Annotated in this window: 25 protein-coding genes and 1 riboswitch; of the genes, 10 read left to right on the plus strand and 15 right to left on the minus strand. The window is 68.7% G+C overall.

Going from position 1 to position 26,482, the window contains the following annotated elements:
• Positions 1-13: 13 nt before the first annotated feature.
• Together AB0L53_RS27915 and AB0L53_RS27920 are read right to left on the minus strand one after the other, a co-directional pair.
• Complete coding sequence (locus AB0L53_RS27915; RefSeq protein ID WP_363999618.1) at positions 14-763, minus strand: class I SAM-dependent methyltransferase; 750 nt, start codon at positions 761-763, stop codon at positions 14-16.
• A gap of 11 nt (positions 764-774) precedes the next feature.
• Positions 775-1,584: a sugar phosphate isomerase/epimerase gene (locus AB0L53_RS27920; protein ID WP_357938832.1), complete on the minus strand. Its 810-nt coding sequence runs from the start codon at positions 1,582-1,584 to the stop codon at positions 775-777.
• A 55-nt stretch (positions 1,585-1,639) separates the two neighbouring features.
• Between AB0L53_RS27920 and AB0L53_RS27925 the strand changes: the two genes are divergently transcribed.
• From AB0L53_RS27925 to disA, 5 genes are all read left to right on the plus strand, one after another.
• Positions 1,640-2,338 carry a class I SAM-dependent methyltransferase gene (locus AB0L53_RS27925; RefSeq protein WP_363999621.1) on the plus strand — a complete coding sequence of 233 codons (699 nt, stop codon included), beginning with the start codon at positions 1,640-1,642 and terminating at the stop codon, positions 2,336-2,338.
• 184 nt (positions 2,339-2,522) lie between these two features.
• Positions 2,523-2,897, plus strand: a complete 375-nt coding sequence (locus AB0L53_RS27930) for a MerR family transcriptional regulator (RefSeq protein ID WP_357938828.1) — start codon at positions 2,523-2,525, stop codon at positions 2,895-2,897.
• Positions 2,894-3,199, plus strand: coding sequence for a thioredoxin (trxA, locus tag AB0L53_RS27935; protein ID WP_358431185.1), 306 nt, complete (start codon positions 2,894-2,896; stop codon positions 3,197-3,199). Before AB0L53_RS27930 ends, trxA begins: the two co-directional genes overlap by 4 nt.
• Before the next feature lie 50 nt (positions 3,200-3,249).
• The gene (gene radA / locus AB0L53_RS27940; RefSeq protein WP_358176182.1) at positions 3,250-4,668 is read left to right on the plus strand and encodes a DNA repair protein RadA; all 1,419 of its coding nucleotides are present in this window, start codon (positions 3,250-3,252) and stop codon (positions 4,666-4,668) included.
• Between the two features lie 41 nt (positions 4,669-4,709).
• Entirely contained in the window at positions 4,710-5,792 is a 1,083-nt protein-coding gene (disA, locus tag AB0L53_RS27945) for a DNA integrity scanning diadenylate cyclase DisA (RefSeq protein ID WP_357938822.1), read from the plus strand.
• A 77-nt stretch (positions 5,793-5,869) separates the two neighbouring features.
• Here disA and AB0L53_RS27950 read toward each other — a convergent pair whose 3' ends face one another.
• Positions 5,870-6,559 (minus strand): hypothetical protein, encoded by a 690-nt coding sequence (locus tag AB0L53_RS27950; RefSeq protein WP_363999627.1) that lies wholly within the window; start codon positions 6,557-6,559, stop codon positions 5,870-5,872.
• Between the two features lie 78 nt (positions 6,560-6,637).
• Between AB0L53_RS27950 and AB0L53_RS27955 the strand changes: the two genes are divergently transcribed.
• Complete coding sequence (locus AB0L53_RS27955; protein ID WP_363999630.1) at positions 6,638-7,513, plus strand: A/G-specific adenine glycosylase; 876 nt, start codon at positions 6,638-6,640, stop codon at positions 7,511-7,513.
• A gap of 118 nt (positions 7,514-7,631) precedes the next feature.
• On the opposite strand, the gene AB0L53_RS27960 is transcribed toward AB0L53_RS27955, so the two are convergent.
• The 5 genes from AB0L53_RS27960 to AB0L53_RS27980 all read right to left on the minus strand — a co-directional run bounded on the left by AB0L53_RS27960 (position 7,632) and on the right by AB0L53_RS27980 (position 14,112).
• A complete protein-coding gene (locus AB0L53_RS27960) occupies positions 7,632-8,570 on the minus strand; it encodes a TIM barrel protein (RefSeq protein WP_363999633.1) in 939 nt (312 codons plus the stop codon).
• Between the two features lie 317 nt (positions 8,571-8,887).
• Positions 8,888-11,395 (minus strand): ATP-dependent Clp protease ATP-binding subunit, encoded by a 2,508-nt coding sequence (locus AB0L53_RS27965; protein WP_358533530.1) that lies wholly within the window; start codon positions 11,393-11,395, stop codon positions 8,888-8,890.
• A 755-nt stretch (positions 11,396-12,150) separates the two neighbouring features.
• Positions 12,151-12,483, minus strand: coding sequence for an Lsr2 family protein (locus AB0L53_RS27970; protein ID WP_357653944.1), 333 nt, complete (start codon positions 12,481-12,483; stop codon positions 12,151-12,153).
• Positions 12,484-12,993: 510 nt separating this feature from the next.
• Positions 12,994-13,482: an RDD family protein gene (locus AB0L53_RS27975; RefSeq protein ID WP_358533533.1), complete on the minus strand. Its 489-nt coding sequence runs from the start codon at positions 13,480-13,482 to the stop codon at positions 12,994-12,996.
• Between the two features lie 108 nt (positions 13,483-13,590).
• Positions 13,591-14,112, minus strand: coding sequence for an RDD family protein (locus AB0L53_RS27980; protein WP_363999638.1), 522 nt, complete (start codon positions 14,110-14,112; stop codon positions 13,591-13,593).
• Between the two features lie 3 nt (positions 14,113-14,115).
• Here AB0L53_RS27980 and AB0L53_RS27985 point away from each other — a divergent pair, with 3 nt between their 5' ends.
• A complete protein-coding gene (locus tag AB0L53_RS27985; protein ID WP_363999641.1) occupies positions 14,116-14,979 on the plus strand; it encodes a hypothetical protein in 864 nt (287 codons plus the stop codon).
• 22 nt (positions 14,980-15,001) lie between these two features.
• On the opposite strand, the gene AB0L53_RS27990 is transcribed toward AB0L53_RS27985, so the two are convergent.
• Entirely contained in the window at positions 15,002-15,559 is a 558-nt protein-coding gene (locus AB0L53_RS27990; protein WP_363999644.1) for an amino-acid N-acetyltransferase, read from the minus strand.
• A 289-nt stretch (positions 15,560-15,848) separates the two neighbouring features.
• Positions 15,849-16,009, plus strand: a riboswitch (cyclic di-AMP (ydaO/yuaA leader).
• Positions 16,010-16,014: 5 nt separating this feature from the next.
• Here AB0L53_RS27990 and AB0L53_RS27995 point away from each other — a divergent pair.
• Complete coding sequence (locus AB0L53_RS27995; protein WP_363999647.1) at positions 16,015-17,058, plus strand: C40 family peptidase; 1,044 nt, start codon at positions 16,015-16,017, stop codon at positions 17,056-17,058.
• A gap of 63 nt (positions 17,059-17,121) precedes the next feature.
• Here the strand turns inward: AB0L53_RS27995 and AB0L53_RS28000 are convergent, their stop codons facing one another.
• Both AB0L53_RS28000 and lysX read right to left on the minus strand, forming a co-directional pair.
• Positions 17,122-17,334, minus strand: coding sequence for a LuxR C-terminal-related transcriptional regulator (locus tag AB0L53_RS28000; protein ID WP_357653940.1), 213 nt, complete (start codon positions 17,332-17,334; stop codon positions 17,122-17,124).
• Positions 17,335-17,912: 578 nt separating this feature from the next.
• Positions 17,913-19,394, minus strand: a complete 1,482-nt coding sequence (gene lysX, locus AB0L53_RS28005) for a bifunctional lysylphosphatidylglycerol synthetase/lysine--tRNA ligase LysX (protein ID WP_357938808.1) — start codon at positions 19,392-19,394, stop codon at positions 17,913-17,915.
• A gap of 147 nt (positions 19,395-19,541) precedes the next feature.
• Between lysX and AB0L53_RS28010 the strand changes: the two genes are divergently transcribed.
• The gene (locus AB0L53_RS28010) at positions 19,542-20,012 is read left to right on the plus strand and encodes a hypothetical protein (protein WP_363999652.1); all 471 of its coding nucleotides are present in this window, start codon (positions 19,542-19,544) and stop codon (positions 20,010-20,012) included.
• 64 nt (positions 20,013-20,076) lie between these two features.
• On the opposite strand, the gene AB0L53_RS28015 is transcribed toward AB0L53_RS28010, so the two are convergent.
• The 4 genes from AB0L53_RS28015 to AB0L53_RS28030 form a co-directional block, all read right to left on the minus strand.
• Positions 20,077-20,859, minus strand: a complete 783-nt coding sequence (locus tag AB0L53_RS28015) for a type III pantothenate kinase (RefSeq protein WP_357938804.1) — start codon at positions 20,857-20,859, stop codon at positions 20,077-20,079.
• Positions 20,860-20,862: 3 nt separating this feature from the next.
• Entirely contained in the window at positions 20,863-23,397 is a 2,535-nt protein-coding gene (locus AB0L53_RS28020) for an L-aspartate oxidase (RefSeq protein WP_363999656.1), read from the minus strand.
• A gap of 116 nt (positions 23,398-23,513) precedes the next feature.
• Positions 23,514-24,380 (minus strand): pantoate--beta-alanine ligase, encoded by an 867-nt coding sequence (panC, locus tag AB0L53_RS28025; RefSeq protein WP_363999659.1) that lies wholly within the window; start codon positions 24,378-24,380, stop codon positions 23,514-23,516.
• Positions 24,371-25,261, minus strand: a complete 891-nt coding sequence (locus AB0L53_RS28030) for a DUF2520 domain-containing protein (protein WP_357938799.1) — start codon at positions 25,259-25,261, stop codon at positions 24,371-24,373. The genes panC and AB0L53_RS28030 overlap by 10 nt, the downstream gene beginning before the upstream one ends.
• A 244-nt stretch (positions 25,262-25,505) precedes the next feature.
• On the opposite strand from AB0L53_RS28030, the gene AB0L53_RS28035 reads away from it, so the two are divergent.
• Positions 25,506-26,474, plus strand: a complete 969-nt coding sequence (locus AB0L53_RS28035; RefSeq protein WP_363999663.1) for an SAM-dependent methyltransferase — start codon at positions 25,506-25,508, stop codon at positions 26,472-26,474.
• The last annotated feature ends 8 nt before the right edge of the window (positions 26,475-26,482 follow it).

Consider the following 26,482-nt stretch of genomic DNA (forward strand, 5'->3'; position numbering starts at 1 on the left):
GCGGGCTCGGTCGTCACCGGCCGACCACCAGATAAACGCGCATCGGCACGTGCATGACGCCCTCTGGGAAGACCTTGCGCAGCTCCGTCCGCTGGCGTGCGACGAGCTCGTCGGCGGCCTCCGGGGACAGTGCCGCCATGTAGGAATGCGAGCGGAGATCCAGCAGGAAGTCCTCGATGCCGATCAGCCTGGTCCAGGCGATCCAGCGCTCCTCGACCACGTCCAGGGCGGCGGCGATGGGCGGCACGGACCACTCCTCCAGCGCCTGGCCCCAGTAGGTCGGGCACGCCTCCGCCAGCCGTACCTCATAGGCGGCCAGCCAGTCGGCCTGGGCGGCATGGGCGAAGTTCCAGCAGCCCACGATGGCCCCCTCGGGCCGCAGCACCCGCCTGGCCTCGGCGATCGAGATCACCGGGTCGAGCCAGTGCCAGGACTGGGCGTAGGTCACCAGATCGGCCACCCCGTCCGTCAGCGGCAGCGCGTTGCCATCGGCCAGCACCGCGACCGTGCCGCCGTCCTCGACCTTCGAGTGCAGGCGGGCCAGCATCTCCGCGCCCGCGTCCACCGCGATCACCCGTGAGCCCCGGGCCCGCAGCGCGCGCGTCAGGATGCCGGTGCCGGCGCCCACGTCGACCGCCATCGCACCGGCGAACTCGACGCCGGACACCTCCGACAGCGCGTGGTACATCTCGTCCGGGTATGTCGGCCGGGCCGCGTCGTAGGCGTCGGCGACGCTGTCGAACACCTTGCCCAGTTTCCTCATCGGTCCGACGCTCATCGGGCGGCTGCCAGGTAGAGGCGGGCGAAGGCGAGAGCCTCGGCCAGATCGTCGATCCGCTCCGTACGGCTCGCGGCCTTGCGGGTGTTGATCTCCAGCACGACCAGACCGCCGTAGCCGGACTTGGCCAGCCGTTCCAGCATGGGCGCGCACGGCTGGTTGCCCCTGCCGGGTACGAGGTGCTCGTCCTTGTTCGTCACACCGAGGCCGTCGGCCAGGTGCAGATGCGCGAGACGGTCGCCGAGCTTGGTGGCCATCTCCATGGCGTCGGTGCCCGAGACGGCCGTGTGCGACAGGTCGAGCGTGACGTGCGGGAAGTCGTAGTCGGTCGGGTTCCAGTCGGGCGAGTAGGGGACCACGTCGTTGCCCCTGGCCTTGAGCGGGAACATGTTCTCCACCGCGAACGTGACCCCGGTCTCCTCACGCATGCGGGCCAGCCCGGCCTCGAAGTCGCGCGCGTATTCGCGCTGCCAGCGAAACGGTGGATGCACCACGACCGTCGAGGCGCCCAGCCGCTCGGCCGCCTTCTGGGCCTTGACCAGCTTGGCCCAGGGATCGCGGCCCCAGACGCGCTGCGTGACGAGCAGACAGGGGGCGTGGATGGCCAGCACGGGGAGTTCGTAATGCTCCGAGAGCCGCTCGATCACGTCGATGTCCTGGCTCACGGGATCGGCGCCGACCATGATCTCGACCCCGTCGTAACCCAGGCGCGCGGCCAGCTCGAACGCGTCGGGGGTGCGTTCTGGATATACCGAAGCGGTGGACAATGCGATCTTCGCACTGGGCACTCGGATGACGTCAGCCACGTTGCCAGCCTAAGCCGGTGACGCCGATCTGGCGCGCGAGCCCTACGGTTGGACCATGCCACGGATCGCCAAAGGCGCCATCCCCAGCCCCAACATCTGGAACTCTCCCCAGGTCTACGAGCTGGAGAATCGCGCCGTCGACCCTGACGGCGCCGCCAACGCGGCGATGCGCGCCCTGCGCTCCTGGGACGGCGCCACGGTGCTCGACATCGGCTGCGGCACCGGCTACCACCTACCGGTTTTCGCGGCCGAGGCGGCGAAGGTGATCGGCGTCGAGCCCCACGGCGACCTGGTCGCGCTCGCCCGCCGCCGCTGCGCCACGCTCCCCTCCGTCGAGATCCACGCCGCCACCGCGCAGGCCCTGCCGCTGCCCGAGGCGTCCGTGGACGTCGCGGTGGCGCGGTGGGCCTACTTCTTCGGCCCCGGCTGCGAGCCCGGCTTACGGGAGCTCTCCAGGGTCGTACGGCGGGGCGGCACGGCCTTCGTCATCGACCTGGACGCCACCCGTGGGGCCTTCGGCAGGTGGTTCCAGCACACGGTGCCCACCTACTCCGCCAGAGCGGTGGAGTCCTTCTGGGACCGCCACGGGTGGCAGCGGCAGCCACTCGACCTACGGATGGCCTTCTCCCGCCGCGCCGACCTGGAGGCGGTGTTGCGCATCGAGTTCACCCCCGAGGTGGCCGCCCAGGCGATCGCGGAGACACCCGGCCTCGAACTGCCCTACCCGAACGTGCTGCGCTGGCACTCGTACTGATCAGTGCGGCGCCCACGAACCTCCGACCTCAGCCGCCACCCCCGGAGGGGGTATCCCTCCTAAAGGGCACCAACCACCACGGACCGCCACAGGGACCGAGACGGTCGTGTGACGAACCCACCTGGGGGCCGCCGCACCAAGACCGCTTGACATTGACGTCAGTGTCAACGTTTACCGTGGAGGCATGCGCATCGGAGAACTGGCCGAACGGACCGGGGTGAGCACCCGATCACTCCGCTACTACGAGGAGCACGGTCTGCTCACGGCCAGACGCGGTTCCAACGGCTACCGCGACTACGCGGAGGAGGACATCAAGCTGGTGTCCGAGATCCGGGCGCTGCTGTCCGTGGGATTCACGCTGGAGGACACGCGGCCCTTCGTCGACTGCCTGCGCTCCGGCCACAGCACGGGCGGCTCCTGCAGCGAGTCGGTCGCCGTCTACCAGCGCAAGCTGGCCCAGATCGACGACGAGATCCGCGTCCTGCTCGCCCGCCGCGCCGAGGTCGCCGCCCAGCTGGGCGCGGCGTGCCCTGGTTGCGTTCTTAGAGGAGAGAAATGATCGAGCTGACCACCGCGAACTTCGAGGAGAAGGTGCTCAAGAGCGACCAGCCGGTGCTCGTCGACTTCTGGGCCGAATGGTGCGGACCATGCCGCATGGTCGCCCCCGTACTCGCGGAGATCGAGGCCGAGCACGGTCTGACCATCGGCAAGCTCAACAGCGACGAGAACCCTGAGATCTCGGCCCGCTACGGCGTCATGGGACTGCCCACGATGCTGCTGTTCGAGAACGGGCAGCCGGTCAAGCAGGTCGTCGGTGCCAAGCCGAAGCGCATGATCGAAGCCGAACTGGGCCTGGCCTGACCGCCCGCACCTGGTGAAGATTGTCGGCGCGGCCCGCTAGCCTGCTCCGCATGGTCAAGTCTGCGCAGAAGCCCGGATACCGCTGCGCCGAGTGCGGGTGGCGCACCACGAAGTGGGTGGGCCGGTGCGGCGAGTGCCAGGCGTGGGGCACGGTCGATGAAGAGGGCGCGCGCGCCGGGGTGCACGTCGTCCAGGCCGGCGCGACGACCGCGCCGGCGATACCGATCGGCCAGGTCAAGGCCGAGATGGCGGCCGCGCGCACGACCGGGGTGAGCGAGCTCGACCGGGTGCTCGGCGGCGGGCTGGTGCCCGGGGCGGTGGTGCTGCTGGCCGGCGAGCCCGGCATCGGCAAGTCGACGCTGCTGCTCGAGGCGGCCGCCCGGATCGCCGAGCGCGACACCGTGCTGTACGTCACGGGCGAGGAATCGGCGGCCCAGGTCCGCTTGCGGGCCGACCGCATCGGCGCCATCCGCGACCACCTCTACCTCGCGGCGGAGACCGAGCTGTCGGCGCTGGTCGCGCACGTCGACAAGGTCCAGCCCAAGCTGCTGGTCGTCGACTCGGTGCAGACGGTCGGCTCCGCGCAGGCCACCGGCGTGCCGGGCGGGGTGACGCAGGTGCGAGAGGTGGCCGCCAATCTCGTACGGCTGGCCAAGGAGCGCAACATGGCCACCGTGCTCGTCGGCCACGTCACCAAGGAAGGCTCGATCGCCGGTCCGCGCACCCTTGAGCACCTGGTCGACGTCGTGCTCAACTTCGAGGGCGACCGCCACTCCCGGCTGCGGATGGTCCGCGCGATCAAGAACCGGTTCGGCCCCACCGAGGAGGTCGGCTGCTTCGACCTGCACGAGCGCGGCATCGAGGGCATCACCGACCCGAGCGGGCTGTTCGTCTCGCGGCGCAGCCAGCCGGTGCCGGGCACCTGCGTGACCGTCACGGTCGAGGGCACCCGGCCGCTGCCGGCCGAGGTGCAGGCCCTGGTCGCCCGCACCGAGGCGCAGCAGCCCAGACGCAGCTCCTCGGGGCTCGACACCTATCGGGTGCAGATGATCCTGGCCGTGCTCGAACGCCGGCTCAACGCCAAGCTGGGGGGCTGCGACGTGTTCACCGCGACCGTCGGCGGCATCAAGCTGGCCGACCCGGCCATCGACCTGTCGGTGATGCTGGCGGTGGCCAGCGCGGCCGGCGACAAGCCGCTGCCGGCCGGGCTGGTGGCCATGGGCGAGGTGGGGCTGTCCGGCGAGTTGCGCCCGGTGAAGGACGTCCGGCGACGGCTGAGCGAGGCCGCGAGGCTGGGGTTCAAGCGCGGGCTGGTGCCCGCCGGCTCCCTCGACCAAGGCACCAGCCGGCGCGGTGGGCAGCGGGATGGGCAGCGGTCACTGGTGCCCGTCGGACCGGTGGCGTTCGCGGCGGGCTTCGAGGTGGTCGAGGTGGAGAACGTCTGGGACGCACTCACGCACGTCACATAGCGCGGCTAAGCTTGGCTTGACTATTTCGACACGGGGGTCAGGTGCCAAACGACAGGAGTCTCGACGACCGCCGTCGCGAAGCCCTGGCCTCCGTGGCCCCGGGCACACCACTGCGCGACGGCTTGGAGCGGATCCTGCGCGGTCAGACCGGCGGCCTGATCGTGCTCGGCTACAACAAAGTGGTCGAAGAGGTGTCCAGCGGCGGATTCGAGCTCGACGTCGAGTTCTCCGCCACGCGGCTGCGCGAGCTGGCCAAGATGGACGGCGCGATCGTCGTGGGCAACGGCCAGCGGATCGTCCGCGCCGCCGTGCACCTGGTGCCCGACCCCGGCATCCCGACCGACGAGTCGGGCACCCGCCACCGCACCGCGCAACGGGTCGCCCGCCAGACCGGCCTGCCGATCATCGCGATCAGCAAGTCGATGCGGATCATCGCCCTCTACCTCGACGGCATCCGCTACGTGCTGGAGGAGTCGGCGGCCATCCTGTCCAAGGCCAACCAGGCCCTCGCCACGCTCGAACGCTACAAGCACCGCCTCGACGAGGTCTCCGGCACGCTGTCGGCCCTGGAGATCGAAGACCTGGTGACGGTCCGTGACGTGGCCGCCGTTGCCCAGCGCCTGGAAATGGTCAGGCGCATCTCCGACGAGATCAAGGGCTACGTGGTCGAGCTCGGCACCGACGGCCGGCTCCTGTCACTGCAGCTCGACGAGCTGGTGGCGGGCGTCGACTCGGAGCGCGAGCTGGTCGTCCGCGACTACCTCCCGGCCCCCGCCGGCCGCCGGCACCGGCGCCTCGCGGAGGCCATGCACGACCTCGATCAGCTCTCGGGCGAGGAGCTGCTCGACCTCTCGACGGTCGCCCACGTGCTGGGACACAGCGGCGACGAGACGCTCGACAGCCCGGTCAGCCCGCGCGGGTTCCGCCTCCTGGCCAAGGTGCCCCGCCTGCCCGCCACCGTGGTCGATCGGCTGGTCAACCACTTCGGCGGGCTGCAGAAGCTGCTGGCGGCCAGCATCGACGACCTCCAGGCGGTGGGCGGCGTCGGCGAGTCCCGGGCACGCAGCGTCCGCGAGGGGCTCTCCCGCCTCGCGGAATCCTCCATCCTGGAGCGCTACGTCTGACACGCCCGCAGCGCAACGTCCGTACGTCTGACGCGCCTGGAGCGGTCTCCGTGCGGCCGTACTCGGTGGGACGCTCCTCAGCGGAGGTGGAAGACGCCCATCTGGCTTTTGAGCTTGCCCATGCGCACCACGGCCACGTAGGTCCCCGGCAGGGCGGCCGGCGGGTCCGTACGGCAGTCGCTGCTGGAGCGGCGCCGGTTCCAGTCGAGCGAGCGCACCCACGGAACCCCGCGCTGCAACTGCTTGATCTCGGTCGCCTCACCACTCACACAGTCGGAGGTCGACCAGATCCGGTCCTCCCCGGAGGTGATGCGCACCTCCATGGAGCGCGGACCCACATCGGCCAAGCACATGACGGGGCCGGTGTTGACCAGGCTGATGAGGAAGTTGGGCTGGGCGCCCGCCGCGTAGACGTCCTGCTTGCCCTGCATGCTGAGCACCAGGTCGGCCTCGGTGCAGGGCTCGCCCGGCCGTTTGGGCCGGGTCATGGGCGTGAGCGTGACCTTGCTGGGGCTGGGTGTGGGCGACGCCGACACCGTGGGGGTGGCCGTGCCCATGGTGAGGGTGCGCAGGCCGTCGAGCAGTGGATCCGTCGACGGCGACGCGCTCGTGGAGGTCTGCGCGCTGGAGGAACGCTGCGGCCCACTCCCCCCGCTGGAACACGCCCAAGCGACAACCGCCACCACGACGAGAACCGCTACCAGCACGCTCATGCGCCGTCGCCAGTAGACGTCTCCGCTGCCGTCACCCATCGTATCCGGATCCATACTCACAGCATGGTAATCCATTGGCCACGGAGGGTGACGACACGCCGCTGGTCGCCATCTCGGCATAGCCTAGGGCGCGTGGTTGAGCCGAACCTCCTACACGTCCCCGTTCTGGAGTGGTACGAGGACAACGCCCGAGACCTCCCGTGGCGTACCCCCGACGCGACACCCTGGGGTGTGCTCGTCAGCGAGATCATGCTGCAGCAGACCCCGGTCGTCCGCGTCCTGCCCATCTGGCACGAGTGGATGGACCGCTGGCCCACCCCGAAGGCCCTGGCGGCCGAGCTCCCCGGTGAGGCCGTACGCCACTGGGGCAGGCTCGGCTACCCGCGCCGGGCGTTGCGGCTGCACGCGTGCGCGAAGGCGATCACCGAGGAGCACGACGGCGAGGTGCCGTCAGACCACGCGACCCTGTTGGCACTGCCCGGCATCGGCGAGTACACGGCCGCCGCGGTCGCCAGCTTCGCGTACGGCGGGCGGCACGCGGTTCTCGACACCAACGTCCGGCGCGTGTTCGCGAGGGCGGTACGGGCCGAGGAGTACCCGCCGACGGCCACCTCCGCCGCCGAACGCCGCCTGGCCGAGACCCTCCTGCCCGAGCTCGGCGCCGCCCGCTGGGGCGTGGCCGTCATGGAGCTCGGCGCCCTGGTCTGTACGGCTCGCACGCCGCGCTGCGCCGACTGCCCGATCGCTCAGCTGTGCGCGTGGCGCCTGGCCGGCAAACCACCGCACACCGGGCCGGCCCGCAAGGGCCAGACGTACGCGGGGACGGACCGGCAGTGCCGGGGCCGCCTGCTGGCCGTACTGCGAGCCGCCCACGGCCCGGTGCCCAAGGCGGCGCTCGACGTGGTGTGGGACGACCCGGTGCAACGGGAGCGCGCCCTGGACGGCCTGATCACGGACGGCCTCGCCGAACACCTCGACGACGGCACCTACCGCCTGCCCCACTCCTGACCGGTCTATCCGGCCCCGCCGCCTGGGGAGATCGGACCCGACTACGAGACGGTGGCGCGCCTCTGGCAACGGTTAGCGCCGCGTGCGGTTCACAGGTCACATACCGGACGCGGCGAGGCTACGCGGCGAGTTGCAGGCCCAGGCCGGTCAGGCTGGTGCGGGCCCAGTCGAGCTGCTCGGCCAGCAGGGACACCAGCGCCCCCGGCCCCTTGGCGCGGCCCGGCACCGCCAGGTTGTGCGTCTCGACCTCGATGTGGGCGCTCCCGCTCACGGCCCCCGACAGCATCGCCGCCATCGTGTCGTACAGCACCGCGCCCGTGCTGGGGATATCCCCTGTGTGGTTGTGCACGTGCCCCAGCTTGACCACCGGCGCGCCCGCGGCGGCCAGCCCCCGCAGTGCCGCGCCGGGCTCCTCGTCGCCGCAGGCCAGGTGGCAGGCGTCGAGACAGACGCCCAGGTGCTCGGAGTCGATCCCGCACACCCGCTCCAGCGCCTGCTCCGTCGTCTCCAGCACGCAGCCGGGCCAGGGCTCGAAGCCGACGCGGATGGTCTTGCCGGTGACGCTGTAGATGCCGCGCAGCTCCCTGGCCAGCCGTTCGAGCCGCCGGGTGGCGATGGCGTGCAGGTCGGCGGGCCAGTCGTGGCGCCAGCCGATCGGGATGGTGGAGATGCTGCCGAAGCGTACGTCGTCGGGCAGCAGGAACGCGAGGATCTTGGCCAGCGCCATCGTGTAGCGGTAGCGCTCCGGCTTGGCCCAGTCGGGGCCGGGCACCTCCAGGTTGCGCCCGCCGGTGCCGTTGAGGCTCACCACCTCCAGGCCGCGCTCCTCCAGCGACCTGCGCAGCCGTACGAGCTCGATGCGGTCGGCCGTCAGGTGGTCGGCCACGCCGGGCGAGAGCCACAGCCCGACGCCCATGCGCTCGACCCCGAGCCGCTTGCGCACCGGCACCGCGTAGCGGGTCAGGTGGGCGATCAGGTTTTCCAGGTCCTCCGCCGGGTGTACGCCTGCGTTGTAGGCGAGGTGCACCAGCGTTCCGTCTTGGTGACGCAGACGCATTTAATCCTCCACGGCTTGCATGGTCGTTCCTGTCGCCCGCCTTGGGGATCATGCGGACCTGTCGAGCATGCCTGCTGCCGGGGGGCGCACGCGTCCGCCCTGAGTTGATTCCCTAGTACTCCCCAGGGAGCAGCCCTCACCCTGAAAACGCCGCCTTGGGGACGACTTGGGCGAGACTTGGCATTGCTCTACGCAGTGTAGTACTACTCCCGGTGGCGGTGTACCCAGGTTTCCAAAAATTCGGCAACGACGCAGAAAACGACGTAACCCCCGTGTGATCCCTCACACGGGGGTTACTGGGTCGAACTTGGGCGCCGTCAGTTCTTGATCGGCGCCGCGATCGCCGCGGCCGAGTCGGGGACCTGGCTGGACGACGCGTCCTCACCGGTGAAGATGAACTTCGCGTTGTCGCCTTCGCCCTCGATCGTGACCTTGACGATCTGCCCCGGACGGAGCTCGCCGTACAGGATCTTCTCCGACAGCGAGTCCTCGAGCTCGCGCTGGATGGTCCGGCGCAGCGGCCGGGCACCCATGACCGGGTCGTAACCACGGTCGGCCAGCAGCTGCTTGGCCTCGGGCGAGACGTCGAGCCCCATGTCGCGGTCCTTCATCCGGGCGTCGACCTGAGCGAGCATCAGGTCCACGATCAGGATGATCTCCGCCGGCGTCAGCTGGTGGAAGACCACGATGTCGTCGACACGGTTGAGGAACTCGGGCCGGAAGTGCTGCTTGAGCTCCTCCTGGACCTTGGCCTTCATCCGCTCGTAGTTGGAGTCGGCGTCGTTGGACTTGGCGAACCCGACCCCGATGCCCTTGGAGATGTCGCGGGTGCCGAGGTTGGTCGTCATGATGATGACCGTGTTCTTGAAGTCGACCACCCGGCCCTGGGCGTCGGTCAGGCGACCGTCTTCCAGGATCTGCAGCAGCGAGTTGAAGATGTCGGGGTGGGCCTTCTCGATCTCGTCGAACAGGACCACGGAGAACGGCTTGCGCCGCACCTTCTCGGTGAGCTGGCCGCCCTCCTCGTAGCCGACGTAGCCGGGAGGCGAGCCGAACAGCCGGGAGACGGTGTGCTTCTCCATGAACTCCGACATGTCCAGGCTGATCAGCGCGTCTTCGTCACCGAAGAGGAACTCCGCCAGCGCCTTGGACAGCTCGGTCTTACCGACACCGGACGGGCCGGCGAAGATGAACGAGCCACCGGGACGGCGCGGGTCCTTCAGCCCGGCGCGGGTGCGCCGGATCGACCTGGACAGGCCCTTGATGGCGTCGTCCTGACCGATGATCCGCTTGTGCAGCTCGTCCTCCATGCGGAGCAGGCGCTGCGACTCCTCCTCGGTCAGCTTGAAGACCGGGATGCCGGTGGCCGTGGCCAGGACCTCGGCGATGAGCTCCTCGGTGACCTCGGCCACGACGTCCATGTCGCCGGCCTTCCACTCCTTCTCGCGCCGCTCGCGCTTGAGCTGGAGCTGCTTCTCCTGATCACGGAGCGCGGCCGCCTTCTCGAAGTCCTGCGCGTCGATCGCGGACTCCTTGTCCCTGCGGACGTTGGCGATCTTCTCGTCGTACTCGCGCAGGTCCGGCGGAGCGGTCATCCGGCGGATGCGCATCCGCGAACCGGCCTCGTCGATGAGGTCGATCGCCTTGTCGGGCAGGTAGCGGTCGCTGATGTAGCGATCGGCCAGCTGCGCGGCGGCCACCAGCGCGCCATCGGTGATGGACACCCGGTGGTGCGCCTCGTAGCGGTCGCGCAGACCCTTGAGGATCTCGATCGTGTGGCTGAGCGAGGGCTCGGCCACCTGGATCGGCTGGAAGCGCCGCTCCAGAGCGGCGTCCTTCTCCAGGTATTTGCGGTATTCGTCGAGGGTCGTGGCACCGATGGTCTGCAGCTCGCCACGCGCCAGCATCGGCTTGAGGATGCTGGCGGCGTCGATCGCGCCCTCGGCCGCGCCCGCGCCGACGAGCGTGTGCAGCTCGTCGATGAACAGGATGATGTCGCCGCGCGTGCGGATCTCCTTGAGCACCTTCTTCAGGCGCTCTTCGAAGTCGCCGCGGTAGCGCGAGCCCGCCACCAGAGCGCCGAGGTCAAGGGTGTAGAGCTGCTTGTCCTTCAGCGTCTCGGGCACCTCGCCCCTGACGATCTTCTGTGACAGGCCCTCGACGACGGCGGTCTTGCCGACGCCGGGCTCGCCGATCAGAACCGGGTTGTTCTTGGTCCTCCGGGAGAGGACCTGCATGACCCGCTCGATCTCCTTCTCACGGCCGATGACCGGATCCAGCTTGCCCTCACGGGCGGCCTGGGTCAGGTTGCGGCCGAACTGGTCGAGCACCAGGGAGGTCGACGGGGCCGACTCCTGCGGGCCGCCCGCGGCGGCCGGCTCCTTGCCCTGGTAACCGTGGAGCAACTGGATGACCTGCTGCCTGACACGGTTGAGATCGGCTCCAAGCTTGACCAGCACCTGGGCGGCCACACCCTCACCCTCACGGATGAGCCCGAGCAGGATGTGCTCGGTGCCGATGTAGTTGTGACCCAGCTGCAAAGCCTCACGGAGCGACAGCTCAAGAACCTTCTTGGCCCGCGGGGTGAACGGAATGTGCCCCGACGGAGCCGACTGGCCCTGGCCGATGATCTCCTCGACCTGCTGACGCACTCCTTCAAGGCTGATGCCCAGGCTCTCCAGAGCCTTGGCGGCTACGCCCTCACCTTCATGGATCAAACCAAGAAGAATGTGCTCAGTGCCGATGTAGTTGTGGTTGAGCATCCTGGCCTCTTCTTGGGCCAAGACGACAACCCGCCTTGCTCGGTCGGTGAACCTCTCGAACATCTCGTCGCTCCTCACAGAGCGGTCAGTCAGGCCGGTAAATCCGGTCCCGTCATCCCGCATGCTAGCCCTGGCTCGGCGAACCGTGCCCACTGCCACTGACACGCTCTATAGCAGAGACGTTCCCCGGGAGCAGGGCGTTCACCCTCTATCCAACTACCGATCGGGGGTTACGTGTTCCCGATACGCCGCAAGCGAACGATGTTTAGGTGGCTTCCGTGAAGCGCCTGGAATTGGTCGCCACGGCGCCGGCAGATCAACATGGATCGGCTTGCGGGCACTGCCGGGGAGAGGGCCCGCCCGCGCATCGCCGATGCCTCATCCGCGAGCCATACGCAAACATCCTATGTAAGGAAGCGCGCCCGCCGCCAATCGATCGTGGTCCGGCACCCGCGGGTCGCGGAATCTCGATCCTGCCACGGCACCCGACAGGCCGTGAAATCCCGATCCCGGCACGGCACGCGCGCGCCGCGAAATCGCCGGTCCGGTCAGCGAGGTTACCGATCCGGGCCGTGGCCGTTACCGATCCAGACCGTCGCCGCACCGGGTTGCCCACACCGGGGCTGGAACGCACCATGCCAGAAAACCGCCCGGAATCGACCGAGCGGGCAGCCCAAAATGATCACATATGGGCGATTAGAAGATCGCCGTCACGAACCGTCCACCATTTGAGAAGCGGCTATAAATGATCATGCGCTTATGGCGTTCGCCGGGGTTCTTAGGCGAGCGGCATAAGCGCATGGTCAGGAGATGGCTCTCTAGTGAGCTTGTTCGTACTTCTCCACCACGGTAGAGGCGATTCGGCCACGCTCGCTCACCGGCAGACCGTGAGCCTTGGCCCACTGCCGGATCTCCGAGCTCTTCTCGCGGCTCATCGCACGCTGCCCGCCGCGACCGCGCCGACGCGTGGTCACGGCACCGGACCGACGAGCGTGCTGTACGAAAGGCGTGAGCGCGTCCCTCAGCTTCTTGGCGTTAAGGTCGCTCAGGTCAATCTCATAGGAGGAGCCGTCAATAGCGAAGCTGACCGTCTCATTGGCCTCGCCCCCATCGAGGTCATCGATGAGAATCTCCTGGATCTGCTTGGCCATCTACGCAATCCTTTCGCGGAGCATTGTTTCATTCGCCAGGGCAAACATATACCCGGAAAGGCGCGGAGACAATTCAGCGCTACAGAGATTCTGCTGAGCGGCGGCTCAGTTGTGGTTCTCGGCCTGATCCTGGGGGTTTGGACGGCGTCCGGCGGCCTCGGATCGGACCAACTTCACTACGCCAAAGATGAAGGCGGCGCCCACCACCACCGGCGGGATCAGCGCTGACAATACGTCGGTAAGGGCCTGCATTCGTCCTCGCCTCCACAGCGGACGGGGGTTTCGATGGGCGCTTTATCCACAAGCGGCCTGGGCATGAGCGCCCCTCATGCCTCACGAGGTGGACAACCGCCCGCACCTGACCATAGTGGTACATGGATGCCGTCCATGTGCCATGTGCGCCAACATCCGGCAACCCGGACGCCCCATAGCCTAATGCCAGTCTCTCCAGGCTCCTTACCGGATCAAGCGAAAATTTTGCGGAAAGACTTCTGTCCAGGCCCACAAGGCTCAGCGGAGATCTTTGATCACCCGCGTTCCGGCGAGCCGGTCGTGCGGCCCACGCTGCAGCGGCTTGTCGATCAAGATGAGGATCCCGACGCCGAAGACGAAGATTCCGGCCAGCACATTGAGCACCGGAATGCCCATGACCATCGCCGCTCCCGGATAGACCAGGGCCCGTTTCAGCAGAGCACCGCGCCGAAGGCCGCTCGGTTCGAGGCGAATCTTCATGATCGCCTTGCCGAACGTACGGCCGCTCATGGAATGCGCGGCCCAGTCATAGACCGTATATCCCAGCCCACCGAGCAGCCAGGCGAACACGCCGGGCAACCGGCCGTCGAACGTCTCCAGCAACCCGACAGTTCGGAAGCCGCCCCACAGCGCGACGAACAGAATGTAATAGAAGACACCGAAGACGAGGGCTTCAATGAGCCGGGCGGCCAGGCGTTCCCACCATTCCGCGGGGACGGCGTCACTCCACGGCGGCAACCCGGTCATAACCCACCTCGCCCCTTCGGCGAACCGACCGCTACCCATTTTGCTGCCGCCCGCACATACAAAACAGAGGCTGACCGGTGGCCAGCCTCTGTTTCGCGTCCGCGAAGACTACTTGATCTTCACTACCACCGTGTTGCTGAACTTGTCGGCGAACGTCTGCTGCAGCGGCTTGTCCCAGAGCTGGGAGGCACCGTTCAGCGCGACGGCGATCCCGCCGAGCAGCGCCCCGACCCACGGGATGATGCCGAGGATGTATCCACCCCAGGTGCCACCGGCCCGCTTGAGTGCCACGTCGTTAGGCAGGCCGCCCGGAGGCAGCATGGTGCCCGTCGGCACGATCTTGATCCCCATGACCATCTTGCCGACCGTCTGGCCGCTCATCTTGGTCATGAAGAACTCGTAGGCGACGTACACCGCCGTCATCACGACGGCGATGATGGCGTTGTAGGCGGGGTAGCCCAGGAAGCCGGTCGTCGTGCCGGTCGCGGAGTTGTAGCCGACGAGCAGGATGGCCCCGAAAACGAGACCGATCACCCAGTTCGCGATGCCGAAGATGACACCGTCGATGATCCTCGCCACGAGCCGCTGCCACCACTCGGCGAGCGGGGCCGGGGCGCCGGGCGGTTGCACCCCATGTGGCTGCGGCTGCCCGTAGCCGGGCTGCTGGCCGTACTGGGGCTGCTGACCGTAGCCAGGCTGACCGTACTGCTGCTGCTGGCCGTAGTCCGGCTGGCCGTACTGCTGCTGACCGTAGCCGGGTTGCGACGGCTGCTGCTGCCCGTAACCGGGCTGCTGGCCGTAACCGGGTTGCTGCCCATAGCCGGGCTGCTGGCCCGACGGGGGCTGCTGGCCGTACTGCTGCTGGCCGTAGCCGGGTTGCGACGGCTGCTGCTGACCGTAGCCCGGCTGGGACGGCTGCTGCTGCCCGTAACCGGGCTGCTGGCCGTAACCAGGCTGGGATTGCGGTTGCTGACCGTAACCGGGTTGCGATTGCGGCTGCTGACCGTAGTTGGGCTGGCCGTACTCGGGTTGCTGACCCGAAGCCTGCTGCTGACCGTATCCGGGTTGCTGACCGTATCCGGGCTGCTGGCCGTATCCGGGCTGCTGGCCGTATTCCGGTTGCTGGCCGTAGCCGGGCTGCTGCCCGTACTGCGGCTGTTGTCCGTACTGCGGTTGCTGCGGCTGCTGGCCGTAGCCTGGCTGCTGCTGACCGTACTGCGGCTGTTGGCCGTAGCCCGGCTGCTGTTGCCCGTAGTTGGGTTGCTGGCCGTAGGCGTCGTCCGCCCGGTAGCCAACGACCGTCGCATCCGGGTCGGGCTCGCCATAGGGACGGCCCGCGTTGTGATGTCCGTATTCAGATCCGCCAGGCGCAGAGTTCTCGCCGGATTCGTCCTGTGGATACGGCGGCTGTCCGGTGCTCACCGTGTCACCTCGCTTCGAGTGCGCATGTGGCACGTGTCAGGACACATGCCTGTGCTGCCCAACGTATCGACATAGGTATCAACAATCACCTTTCCCATTAGTCAAGGTCCGCGTCACCCGATGTCAGGTGGAGAAGCATGCGGGTGTTCCCCAGGGTGTTGGGCTTGACGTGTTCGAGGTCGAGGAACTCGGCGACACCCTCGTCGTACGAGGCCAGCAGCTCCGCATAGACCTCGGGTGAGACCGGGGTGCCCTGTACGGGGCGGAATCCATGCCTCGCGAAAAAATCCACCTCAAAAGTCAGACAGAAAACCCGGCGCAGGCCGAGTTCCCGGGCCGTATTGATCAAGGAAGAGACGATCCGGTGCCCGATTCCGAAGCCTCGGAACTCCGGATCAACGGCCACCGTGCGAATCTCCGCGAGATCCTCCCAAAGCACATGCAGCGCGCCACAGCCGACCACTTGGCCGCCGCGCTCGGCGATCCAGAACTCCTGCACGTCCTCGTACAGAGTGACAGTGGCCTTCTCCAGAAGCCGGGGCCCGGCGCCCGCGTAGGTGTCGACCAGGAGACGGATCGTCCTGACATCCGGCGTGCGGGCACGCCGGACGACGACTTCCGTGTCCGGGACTGTCACTTCGGCGACCTGCTCCATGGGTCTCCAGCGTACAGATCCGATTACGGCCTCCCCCTAACTCTGACGTCTCTCCCATCTCATGACATCTCGTGGTTGATCGAGCACGATGCGGGATCCCGTTGGCCGATAGGCTTCCATGTCTTGACGAACTTGGTGCAAAAAGGACATAAAGTTTGTTCAGCACCGGCAGGCACGAGACCACCTCGTGACCCTTCGGTTGCGAAACCTCTACAGACTTGGCAGTTCTGGTTGAGCACGAACCCGGAGTGCACTAGTGTCCAGCGACGATGTCACCCACGCGAGCCAGCGTGGAGACGCGCCCAATCCCCGTAAGGGGAGCCGGGGACCCGCCGGTGGCGACCTCATCCCGACGCCACCACCCATGGGGTGAATCCGAGCGAGTCGTTCGGTAGGGCTGCTCCGGCCCGAACCCGTCAGCTAACCCGGTAGGCGCCGATGAGAGGAGCTGGTTGGTGAAGCAGACCCGCGATCGCGAGGGGAAGCCGGCGGGCGCTCACGCTCGCCCTCCGGAGTTCCGGAAGATCCCCACCCGATTGGGTGTCATCGCGGCGACCATCGCCACCCTCCTCTTCGCCGTACCCGTCGGCTCCGCCGTCGCCGATCCCAAGCCCTCGCTGAAGGACCTGTCCAAGCAGGCCGAGGAGCTCCACACGCAGATCGAGACGCTCAGCGAGGAGTTCAACGGCCAGCGGGAGAAGCTCAAGACCGCCAAGAAGTCGGCTGAGGCGGCCAAGAAGACGCTGTCCACCAGTGAGGCCGATCTGGCCGCCAAGCGCGCCAAGGCCGCGCTGCTGGCCCAGAACGCCTACATCAACGGCGGCTTCGGCCAGGCGCTGGCATTCGGCACCTCCGACGACCCCGAGAGCTTCCTCGACCGGGCGGCCACCACCTACGCGCTGGAGCAGCAGCAGGGCTTCGAGGTCAACCAGGTGACCACGGCCAGGCAGGCCGCCGAGCAGGCCAGGGCCAGCGCCAAGACGCGCATCGACGAGGTCGAGAAGATCGTCGAGGGCCTCGGCACCAAGCGCGACAAGATCACCAAGCTCGTGACCAAGGTCGAGAGCAGCCTCTTCAAGCGGGCGATCGGCGAGGCGGGCCGTCCCGGCACCCGGGCCACGCGGGTCGACCTGCCGGTCATCGGCGCCGGCAAGGCGGCCACGGCCGCCAGGTGGGCGCTCACGCAGCAGCTCAAGCCGTACGTCTGGGGCGCCGAGGGGCCGACCTCGTACGACTGCTCCGGCCTGGTGATGGCGGCCTACCAGCGGGTGGGGATCTCACTGCCGCACTACACGGGCGACCAGTGGACGGCCGGACGGCACATCTCCAAGGAGGAGCTGCGCGTCGGCGACCTGGTCTTCTTCTATGGCGACCTGCACCACGTCGGCATCTACATCGGCGGCGGCATGATGGTCCACGCGCCGCAGACCGGCGACGTCGTACGCATCGCGTCCATCGCCCGCCGTCCGTTCGCGGGCGCCGTACGCATCGCCGACTGACCTCCGGACACCACGACAAGCACTCTGACAGCCGGGGCCCGGGCGGCTGGGCCGGTCGAGCGGTCAGATGAGCTGGCGGCGGGCGGCCCAGGCCACGGCCTCGATCGCGGTGGCGACGCCGATGCGGTCGCAGATACCCCGAAGTCTCCGGCGTACCGTGCGCCCGCTGATATCCAGTCGCCTGCCAACCCGATCAACCGTGACCCCCTTGGCAAGCTCCGCCAGCAACGCCAGATCCGCGTGGCTAAGCTCGACGCTCTCAGTGAGCACATACATCGGGAGCCCTCCCCCCAACAGCAGAACTCGAGACGTCCATGTCCGAGCAGAGCTGCAGCTCGTCTCGCAGACGGTAAACGCATTCTGGAAAGGTCGTCAAGCCAGCGAATACCGCCCTCTGACCATCGCCATTGACATGATCCGTTGTATGTGAAGTACTCGCCATATGTCGGCACACTTCGGGGCCCGATGAGGGATCACAGCCGCCCTTACAACGGCTCCAGCTCCCCTCCCCATGAGCTCCGCGGACGTGCTGGGCACCGAATCCGTGGAACGCGAACGCTATTCGCATTCTATATGCGAAATATCGGAAATGTTGCTGCTTGGGGCACTCTTTTGTACCCCCGCGCGGTCGGGTCGGCAGCGCCCGCCAAAGACCATGAACGGTTCATGCGCCAGAGGGAGAGGCCACTCGGCGCAGGCGGCCGGGAGATGTCCGCTCCCCGCGTTAAGGGGCTGGCGAACGTCGCCGCCCGCGTTCTCCTACTCGCCGCAGGAGATCGGGCCGCTGTCAACCCGACAGCGGCCGCTACGGCCCGGCGTGGGAGCCGGGCCGACACCCTTCGGTGACAGGCGGGTCAGTGGGTCGGCTTGACCAGCGGGAACAAGATCGTTTCACGGATGCTCTTGCCGGTGAAGGCCATGATCATCCGGTCGATCCCGGCCCCCATGCCACCCGTGGGCGGCATGGCGTACTCCAGCGCCTGCAAGAAGTCCTCGTCGAGCTGCATGGCCTCCGGGTCGCCCCCGGCGGCCAGCAGCGACTGCTCCACCAGGCGCCGGCGCTGCTCGACCGGGTCGACGAGCTCGGAGTAGGCGGTGCCCAGCTCGGTGCCGAACCCGATGAGGTCCCACTTCTCGGTCAGCAGCGGGTTGTCGCGGTGCTGGCGGGTCAGCGGGGAGGTCTCCAGCGGGTAGTCCATGACGAACGTCGGCTGGATGAGCGTGTGCTCGACGAGGGCCTCGAAGATCTCCTGGACGAGCTTGCCCTGGCCCCACTTCGGGTCCCAGTGGATCTCGCGCCCGTCGGCGAGCTTCCGGACCTGCTCCAGCGGGGTCTCGGTGGTGATCTCCTCGCCGAGCGCCTCGGACACCGCCCCGTACAGCGTGATGCGCGGCCACTCGGGGATGCCCAGGTCCACCTCGACGCCGTCGTGGACGACCACAGAGGTGCCCAGGGCGGCCACGACGGCCTTCTGGTACATCCGCTGGGTCAGGTCGGCCATGTCGTTGTAGTCGAGGTAGGTGCCGTACGCCTCGATCATGGTGAACTCGGGGTTGTGCGTGGAGTCCGCGCCCTCGTTGCGGAAGTTGCGGTTGATCTCGAAGACCTTCTCGATGCCGCCGACCACGAGCCGCTTCAGGTAGAGCTCGATCGCGATGCGAAGGTAGAGCTCCATGTTGTACGCGTTGATGTGGGTCTTGAACGGCCGGGCCGCCGCGCCACCGTGGATCGGCTGCAGCATGGGCGTCTCGACCTCGAGGTAGCCCTCCTCGTGCCAGAAATCGCGCACCGCGCGCACCGTGGCGCTGCGGACGCGGGCCATCTCCCGGGCCTCGTCGTTGACGATGAGGTCGACGTAGCGCTGGCGTACGCGAGCCTCGGGGTCGGTGAGGCCGACGTGCTTCTCCGGCAGCGGGCGCAGGCACTTGGCGGTGATCTGCCAGCGGTCGGCCAGGATCGACAGCTCGCCGCGGCGGGAGGTGATCACCTCGCCCTCCACGCCCACGTGGTCGCCCAGGTCGACGTCGCGCTTCCAGGCCGCCAGCGACTCCTCGCCGACCTTGTCGAGCGAGATCATCACCTGCAGGTCGCCGCTGCCGTCGCGGAGTGTGGCGAAGCAGAGTTTGCCGCCCACGCGGTTGAGCATGACGCGGCCCGCGACGCCGACCTTGTCACCGGTCGCGGTGTCCGGGTCGAGGGCCTGGTATTTCTCCCTGACCTCCGCGTTGGTCGCCGTGCGGGGAAAGGTCACCGGGTAAGGATCGACGCCCTCACTGCGAAGGCGGTCGAGCTTCTCCCTCCGGATGCGCATCTGCTCGGGAAGTTCGTCGCTCACAGCATCAAAGAGTAGGGGATATGGCGAACTGCAAGGGCTCGTCACCTCTCTGCAGGGTGGCTGCAAGAGCTCTCCCGTACCAATGACACATCGAGCTCAGGGGGGAACCGGCAAGGCGCCGGCCCAGGGGGAGCTCAAGGAGAGATCATGATGAAGAAGCTCGCGACCGGCCTCGCCGCCGTCGCCGCCACGAGCGCGCTGGCCTTAGCGCTGCCCTCGGCCGCCAGCGCCAGCACCGCGGACTCCGACTCCTGGGGCCCGGTTTACTCGCAGCACTACCAGGCCAAGGCCTCCGGCTGGGTCAGCGTGGATTGGGACGACGACGACCACGAGTCGAACACGATCACCGTCAAGGGCAAGCTCTGGGACCTGGACAACCGCAGCTACGACGAGGGCGGCAAGTGCGCGTACGTGAAGTTCCAGGCCAGCGACTTCGACGACAACTGGTCGACGGTCTACACCAAGAAGTACTGCGGCTACCCGGCCTTCAAGCGCTTCTCCTTCGACAGCGACGACGTCTCCAGCCTCCGCGTGAAGGTCTGCCAGATCGACCTGCACGGCTCCTACCCGCGCAACTGCGGCAGCTGGGGCTACCTGTACACCGGCGAGTCCGAGTAACCGGCCAGGTCGAGACAGTCCACGAACGCAAGCGGCCCCCTCACCCGAGCGGGGGGCCGCTTGTTCATGTGGTGTTCCGGTTGTAGATCAGCCGCAGGCCGATCAGCGTCAGCCACGGCTCGTGCACGTCGATCGAACGCGACTCGCCCACCACCAGCGCCGCGTGCCCGCCGGTGGCCACCACGGTCACCTCGTCGGGGTCGTCGGCCAGTTCGGCCGTCATCCGCTCGACGATGCCGTCGACCTGGCCCGCGAAGCCGTAGATGATGCCGGCCTGGAGCGCCTCGACGGTGTTCTTGGCGATGACCGAGCGCGGCCTGACCAGCTCCACCTTGTGCAGCTGGGCACCCGCCGCCGCCAGGGCGTCGACGGAGATCTCGATGCCGGGCGCGGTGACCGCGCCGATGTACTCGCCCTTGGCCGACACCGCGTCGAACGAGGTCGCGGTGCCGAAGTCGACGATGACGCAGGGGCCGCCGTACTGGTCGATGGCCGCCAGCGCGTTGACGATGCGGTCGCTGCCGACCTCCTTGGGGTTGTCCATGCGGACGGGCACGCCGGTACGTATGCCCGGCTCCACGATCACCGCGGTCACGTCGCCGTAGTAGCGGCGGCACATCTCGCGCATCTCGTTGAGCACGCTCGGCACGGTCGAGCAGATCGCTATGCCGCTGACATCGGCTCCCTTGAGCAATGGAGACTGGGCGAGCAGCCCCTGGAGCACGACCGCGATCTCGTCGGCTGTGCGGCGGGCGTCCGTGGCCAACCGCCAGTGCTCGATGACTTCCTCGCCCTCGAACAGGCCGAGCACCGTGTGCGTGTTGCCGACGTCGATCGTTAGCAGCATCGATTACCCCCGTAGATCCAGTGCGATGTCGAGGGCCGGCGCCGAGTGCGTGAGCGCTCCCACCGCAAGGTAGTCAACGCCAGTTTCGGCCACAGCACGGGCCGATTCCAAGGTCAACCCTCCACTAGCCTCAAGCTTCGCCCGATTTCTCACGATGTGGACGGCTTGGGCGGTCTCCTCGACCGTGAAGTTGTCGAGAAGGATCTCTTCGGCGCCTTCTTCGAGCACCGGGCCGAGCTGGTCGATGCGGTCCACCTCCACCTCGATCGGCAGCTCCGGATAGCGCTCTCTCACCGCGCGGAACGCCTCGGCCACGCCACCGGCGGCCACCACGTGATTGTCCTTGATCAGCGCCGCGTCCGACAGGGACATCCGGTGGTTGACGCCGCCGCCGCGGCGCACCGCGTACTTCTCCAGCGCCCGCAGTCCGGGCAGCGTCTTGCGGCTGTCACGCACCCTCGCCCGGGTGCCGCTGACCGCCTCGACCCACCTGCCGGTCAGTGTCGCGATGCCGGACAGGTGCGTGAGCAGGTTGAGCGCGGTGCGCTCCGCCGTCAGCAGGCCCCTGACCGGGCCCTCCACGGTCATCAGTACGTCGCCCGCCCGGACGCGCTCGCCGTCCTTGGCCCGCCGCTCCGTACGGGCCGCGCCCAGCCGGACGAACACCGCCTCGGCCACGGCCAGCCCGGCGACGATGCCGTCCTTACGAGCCACCACGTCCGCGACCGCGCGCTGCTCCGCCGGAATGGTGGCCAGGCTCGTCACGTCGCCCGCCTCCTGCAGGTCCTCGGCGAGCGCCCGGTCGATCAGCGCGTCGATCTCCGCCGGATCCAGCCCGGCGGCGGCGAGCTCCTGCGCCAGTCGCGGCGGCGTGGTGTCGCCGTGCGGCGTGTACGTCATCTGGGGCCCCTCCTCGGTCAGGGTCACGTCCAGGTGACCCAGCCAGTCATTGTCGTCTCGGTCGGGGAAGTCCTCGCGCCAGTGCGAGCCGCGGGTCTCCAGCCGGGCACGGGCCGCACCGACCAGCACGGTGGCGACGGTCAGCAGGTTCGTGGCCTCCCACGACTCGGTGCACGGCTGGACCTGGACCGGGGTCCAGCGGGCGTCGCGGAGCGCCCGCGCGGTCTCCGCGAGCGACTCGCGGCCGCGCAGCACGCTCGCTCCCCCGCTCATGCGGGCCTGGACCTTGGTACGGATCCTCGGGTCGGCCAGGCCCGTGGCCGACTGGCTCGCGACCACCTCGCCCGGCACCTGACCCCGCTGCTCTTCGGCCCCGTGCGTCGCGTGGATGTCGGCGGCGATGCGCTCGGCGAAGACCAGGCCCTCCAGCAGCGAGTTGGACGCGAGCCTGTTCGCGCCGTGCACGCCTGTGCAGGCGACCTCGCCGCACGCGTACAGGCCCTCGATGGAGGTACGGCCGTGCAGATCGGTCCTGACCCCGCCGCTGGCGTAGTGGGCGGCCGGGGCGACGGGGATGGGCTCGGTGGCCGGGTCGATGCCGTGCTCGCGGCAGACCGCGTAGATCGTGGGGAAGCGGGTCTTCCACCGGTCGGCGCCGAAGTGGCGGCCGTCGAGGAAGACGTGGCTCTGCCCGCTCTCGCGCATCGTCCGCATGATGGCCTTGGCGACGACGTCGCGCGGCGCCAGGTCGGCCAGCTCGTGCACGCCGTTCATGAACGCGCGGCCCTCGTGGTCGATCAGGAAGGCGCCCTCGCCCCTGACCGCCTCGGAGATCAGCGGCTGCTGCCCGGTCGACTCCTCGCCGAGCCACAGCACCGTGGGATGGAACTGGACGAACTCGATGTCACGCACCACGGCCCCCGCCCTGAGCGCGAGCGCGACGCCGTCGCCGGTGGAGACGACGGGGTTCGTGGTGGACGCGTACACCTGCCCCATGCCGCCGGTGGCCAGCACGACCGCCCGCGCGTGCACCGCGCCCACGCCGTCGCGGGCGCCCTCGCCCATGACGTGCAGCGTCACGCCCCTGGCCCGGCCGCGCGCGTCCGTCAGGAGGTCGAGGACCAGCGCGTGCTCGATGACCTCCACCGCGCCCGCCCTGACCGCCTCGGCCAGCGCCCGCTGCACCTCGGCTCCGGTGGCGTCGCCGCCCGCGTGCACGATCCTGTCGCGCCGGTGACCGCCTTCCCGGGTGAGCTGGAGCTCGCCGTCGGGGGTCCGGTCGAACCGGGCGCCGCGCTCCATCAGCCGCCGCAGCGCGCCCGGTCCCTCGGTCACCAGCGTCCGTACGGCCCGCACGTCGCACAGGCCCACTCCGGCGATCAGCGTGTCGCTCAGATGCTCGTCGGGACTGTCGCGCGGGTCGAGCACGGCCGCGATCCCGCCCTGGGCCCATCGGGTCGACCCGGACGAGAGCACGTCCTTGGTGACGACGAGGACCTTGGCCGCGGGATCCAGCTCGGCATAGCGCAGGGCCACGGTCAGCCCCGCGATGCCGGAGCCCACGACGACCACGTCCGCCTCGGCGATCCAGCCGGGATCGGGGGCCGTCAGTCGGAGGGGAATCGCCGGTGCACTCATGGAGTCTCCTCATTGAGGCGATTTCGTCAACATGACGATAACCCACGGGCGAAGGTGGTGCCTCCGGGGGGTGGCTCAGTCCTCCAGGTATGCGTAGAGCTGTGGCGATGCCTCTGTCAGGCCGGATCGAGCGACAGGACGGCGTTGTCGATCAGCCGGGTGGTGCCGACTTTGGCGGCCACCGCCAGCACCGCCTCGCCCCGGTATGACTCGCTCACCTCGGCGAACGTGGCCGGATCGACGAGCACCAGGTAGTCGAGCGCGAGCCGGGGAGCCGCGCCCTCGAGCACGGCCAGCGCCGCCGCGCGAATCCTGGCCGGGACGGACTCCGCCGCCCCCTCCGGAAGGGCCACGGCCTCCGCCGCGCCCGCTCGTAGGGCCCTGGAGAGCGTCAGGGCGACCTGCCGCTCGTCGGCGGACAGGTAGCGGTTGCGGCTCGACAGCGCCAGACCGTCGGGCTCGCGGACGGTCGGCGCGCCGACGATGTCGATCGGCAGGTCGAGGTCGGCGACCATCCTGCGGATCATGGCGAGTTGCTGGGCGTCCTTCTGCCCGAAGACCGCCACGTCGGGCTGGACGAGGTTGAACAGCTTGAGCACCACCGTGAGCACACCGTCGAAGTGGCCGGGCCGGACGGCGCCCTCGACGATCGTGCCCATCTCGCCCGACTGGACGCTGACCTGGCGGCCGGCGGGGTACATGTCGTCGGCCGACGGGGCGAAGACGACGTCCACGCCTTCGGCCCGGCACGCCTCCAGGTCCGCGTCGAACGTCCGCGGATAGCGGGAAAAATCCTCGTTTGGCGAAAATTGCAGAGGATTGACGAAGATGCTGACCACGACGTGGTCGGCGCGTACGCGGGCCTCGCGGATCAGGGAGCGGTGACCCTCGTGCAGCGCACCCATGGTGGGCACCAGCGCGACGCTCCCCTCGCCGCGCGCTTTGACCAGGTCGGTGCGGTTCTTGGCGACGATCAGGTCCATATGTTGCCTCCGAGCGCGTCGAGCAGGCGCTCGGCCTCTTCGGGCTTCAGCAGCCCCGCGGCGAGCGCGCGGTCCGCCGTGAGCCTAGCGAGGGCGATGTAGGCGTCGGCCGCCTCGGGTGCCGCCAGGATCAGGGCGTCGACATGCTTGCGTACGGTGCCCGCGTCGCCCCGCACCACGGGACCGGTCAGTCCGGCGATGCCGAGCCGCAGCACGTTGTCGAGCGCCGCGCCGAGCAGCGGGCCGAGCATGATGCCCGGATGCTCCACGCCGATGCCCCGCAGGAGCTCCTGCGACTCGGCGATGAGCGTGACCATGTGGTTGGCCGCCCCGGCCAGGGCCGCGTGGTAGAGGGCACGGTCGGAGTCGGCGATCCAGACCGGCTCGCCGCCCATCTCGATCACGAGGGCCTCGGCGATGGGCCTGAGCGTGTCGGGCGCCGTCACGCCGAACGAGATGCCGGTGATGCGGTTGAGGTCGTCGTCCCGCCCGGTGAACGTCATCACCGGATGGAGCGCGAGCGGCAGCGCGCCCGCCCTGGCGGCCGGCTCCAGCACCGACAGCCCGTACGCGCCGCTGGTGTGCACGAGCAGCTTGCCCTGCAGGTCCGCGCCGGTCGACGCCAGACCGTTGACCAGATCGGGCAGCGCGTCGTCGGGCACGGTGAGCAGGATCAGCCCAGCCGTCTTGACGACCTCCTCGGGCCGGGTCGGCCGTACGCCGAGTCGCTCCGCCGCCCAGCGGTGCGAGGCGTCGGAGACCCCGCTTGCGGCGACCACATGGTGCCCGGCCTGCGCCAGTGCGGCACCGAGCACCGAACCCACCTTGCCCGCGCCCAGCACGCCCACGGCCAGCCGCGCCGGCCGATCCCCTGCGTCCATGACGTCCACCCCTGTCGACCCTGATGGCACTGCCGCCCAGAGTAACGGCCGTTCGCGACTACGTACGTGACCAGGCCTTTGCCGCATGTTGAGTTACCCACAAAAGGGACAAGGGCATACAAAACGTGCACCCCCTGTCGGAAGAGATGAGAGAGGGGTTCATCTCGTGGTGGCGGGCGCCGAGTTGACGACCCGACGCCCGCGTTGATCTACGGGGGGCTTACTTCGTGAGATAGTCCAGGGCATGTGGCTCACCTGGCGCGCCGCGATGCAGCACGCGCTGTACGGCGAGGACGGTTTCTACCTCCGCGAGCGCCCTTCGGGCCACTTCCGTACGTCGGTCAGCGCCTCGGCCGCCTTCGCCGACGCGGTTCTGGCCCTGCTCACCCAGGTCGACGCCGACCTCGGCGCCCCCGACACCATCGACCTGGTCGACATCGGCGCCGGTGAGGGCGCCCTGGTGGCCCGCGTGCTCGACGCCGCCGAGCCCGGACTGCGCGCCAGGCTCAACATCACCGCCGTCGACCTCTCGCCCAGACCCGACGACCTGCCCAAGAGCATCGACTGGCGCCCCCGGATCCCCTCCGTCATCACCGGGCTGGCGATCGCCAACGAGTGGCTGGACAACGTCCCGCTCGACGTGGCCGAGCAGACGGCCGACGGGCCGCGACTGGTTCTGGTCGACACCGAGACGGGCGAGGAACGGCTTGGCGACCCGGTGCCCGACTCCGACCGCGCCTGGCTCGACCGGTGGTGGCCGTCGCTGGGCCGCATCGGCTCGCGCGGGGAGATCGGGTGCCCGCGCGACGCCGCGTGGGCGGCCGTGGTGACCCGTCTCAGGAGGGGTCGCGCGGTGGCCATCGATTATGCACACCCTGTGGATAACCGTCCGTGCCATGGCACACTTACCGGCTACCGAGATGGTGCGGTCGTCGCGCCCATCCCCGACGGCACCTGCGACATCACCGCTCACGTGGCGCTCGACGCGTGCGCGGAGGCCGGTCGGCGGGCCGGTGCGATATCCACAGGCTTGTCCACACAGCGCGATGCGCTAAGGGCTCTGGGGGTCACCGGCACGCGTCCGCCCATCGACCTCGCGCACACCGATCCGACGGCTTATCTCCGGGCCCTGGCCCGCGCTTCGGAGGAGGGCGAGCTGATCGACCCGAGGGGTCTTGGCGGCTTCGGCTGGCTCGTCCAGGACCGCCGATGACCCGTCGG

This window comes from Nonomuraea sp. NPDC052129, assembly GCF_040680095.1.
Taxonomy (GTDB): Bacteria; Actinomycetota; Actinomycetes; order Streptosporangiales; family Streptosporangiaceae; genus Nonomuraea.